This window comes from Bacillus sp. TL12 (assembly GCF_022625245.1).
Taxonomy (GTDB): Bacteria; Bacillota; Bacilli; order Bacillales; family Bacillaceae_G; genus Bacillus_A.
This window is the reverse complement of record NZ_JAJJBY010000129.1, coordinates 1-2051: the sequence shown is the minus strand read 5'-3', so window position 1 is coordinate 2051 and position 2051 is coordinate 1. Positions and strand designations below refer to the sequence as shown.

Below are 2051 nucleotides of genomic sequence, written 5' to 3'. Positions count from 1 at the left end.
TTTCATTTCATTGATTTTATTGGGTTTATCCTACCTTAGCTATTTTTAGCAAAAACACTGAAAAAAGTATACATTCAAAAATGCATAAATAAAGAGATTACAAAACCTATTCGAAGTAAAGAACTACTTAATTGAAATGATCTAATTAATCAAAAATCTCATAATTATGATAATATATTGTTTAATAGATGTTAAAAAGGAGGACATAACAATATGACTGATTCTAAACAAAAAACACCCCTTTGGGAATGGTTTGCTTATCTTGGAGCAACCGTAACAATTATAAAACTTGTATATACATATTTATTTTAAAATCAAACATATACATTCTACACAACCGTAGTTACCATAACACCACTTATCAGAACTCAATACATCTAGAAACCTAGAAAAGTCCCCTCAAAAAAAATCTGAAGGGACTTTTCGTTCACATAATCTCACTTATCGGTAGCAAAACGAAAAAGGAACTGACTCATGATCTTATGAATCAGTTCCTTTTCCATTCTTCTTTATAATATATATAGAGTTTCATAATAGTAAAAAAACAATATTCCTAGTCTGTACGTAGTATCGGCCCCACCTACGCCAGATACCCTGATAGCCACTCGTGCCATCCAACCCATTATCATCATATAAGAAACCGCTTTCAATATAAAGAATTTTCTGACTACTTTGATTTAAAAAACACAATTAGTCCTATCTAAAAGATAAAAGGTAATTGTGTTTACATAAATTCCGTTATTGGAAGTTACTTTTCAGGTATTAATAGACGGTCAAGTTCAGTTTCGTGATAACTCTACACGCTCAAAGTGTTCAACTGTTGGAAATGGATCATAAAAGTGATGCAATAATGTTTTCCACTCTTGATATTGTTCAGATTGACGAAATCCTATCGTGTGGTCTTCTAAAGTTTCCCATTGCACAAGGAGCAAATATTTTCCTTTCTGCTCCATACAGCGTTGTAATTCATGATTTATGTATCCTTGCATGGAAGAGATGATTGAGGATGCTTGCTTAAATACCGATTCATACTCCGTCTCCATACCGTCTTTTACTTGCAATATGACTGCTTCTAAAATCATTTTGAAGTCCTCCTCCTTTTCCTAATTGTACCATGTGGGGGAAACGCTGTATGAGGAGTTTTGATGTATAACATATACATGTAAAGTTAACATAACGTCTCATTATCCCCATAAAAAAGACTATTTTCATTTTTTACAAAATGAAAATAGTTATAGTAGAGTTTATATATTTACAGCTGTAATTTTACAAGTTGAAATAGCAAATCTATAGTCGATTGGATTAGATGGATCTATAGGTAAAGTACCTATCACTATACCAAGATCTGTTCGTTCCACGTTAAAATTTATTGCAGTAGAACCATTACTTACTAAAAGGTTCACTGTAGAACCAATACGTGTATCTAGTACTTGTCTAATTGGTCGTTCACGACAATCACATTCGCACCCTGAATCTGTAGGTGAAAGTAATGTTATAGGTGGTACTGTTGGTAAGAATCCTACTCCTATTACATCAGAAATATTGACTACGAAGGATCCAGTGCCACCTGTAACTGTAACTAAAAAATCATTCACGGAAGTGATAGTAAATAGAAAGAAAAGAGGGGGCATGTTTGGTGGGTCTGCAATAGTGGCAAGAATTACAGTTTGCCCGATAAGTTGTTGTAAAACATTCTGCATAGGTGAAACGCAGCAATCACAAAGGCAACTTAGTTGTTTTGGAATAGGACTAGGAAAAGGAATAGAAACCGAACTGGGAACAGGACAAGAAATCGCAGGAGAATTACAGTTTTTTTTGTTGTTTAATCGCAAGAATAATCACATTCCTTTACTTATAAATCACTTATATAACTATAGATGCAAAATGGTTTTGTTTTTCTTGTATATTTACCTATCATATAAGCTAATTACTTCCGGTCTGTATCTGTTCTCTTAACCATAATTATTTTCTGTAATGCAGTATTATTTTTACTTACTTCTTTTCATTAAAATCTTTTTGCATAATTTATACATGCTCGGTTAACATAACCT

General features: G+C 32.7%; 1 protein-coding gene and 1 pseudogene. Both read right to left on the bottom strand.

Annotation, left to right across the window (positions count from 1 at the left end; translation table 11 throughout):
• Positions 1 to 779: 779 nt before the first annotated feature.
• Positions 780 to 1082 carry an antibiotic biosynthesis monooxygenase family protein gene (locus tag LOK41_RS27930; RefSeq protein WP_241819346.1) on the bottom strand — a complete coding sequence of 101 codons (303 nt, stop codon included), beginning with the start codon at positions 1080 to 1082 and terminating at the stop codon, positions 780 to 782.
• A 162-nt stretch (positions 1083 to 1244) separates the two neighbouring features.
• Positions 1245 to 1727: pseudogene (locus tag LOK41_RS27925) on the bottom strand (bclA protein); the annotation flags it as partial.
• Positions 1728 to 2051: the final 324 nt, after the last annotated feature.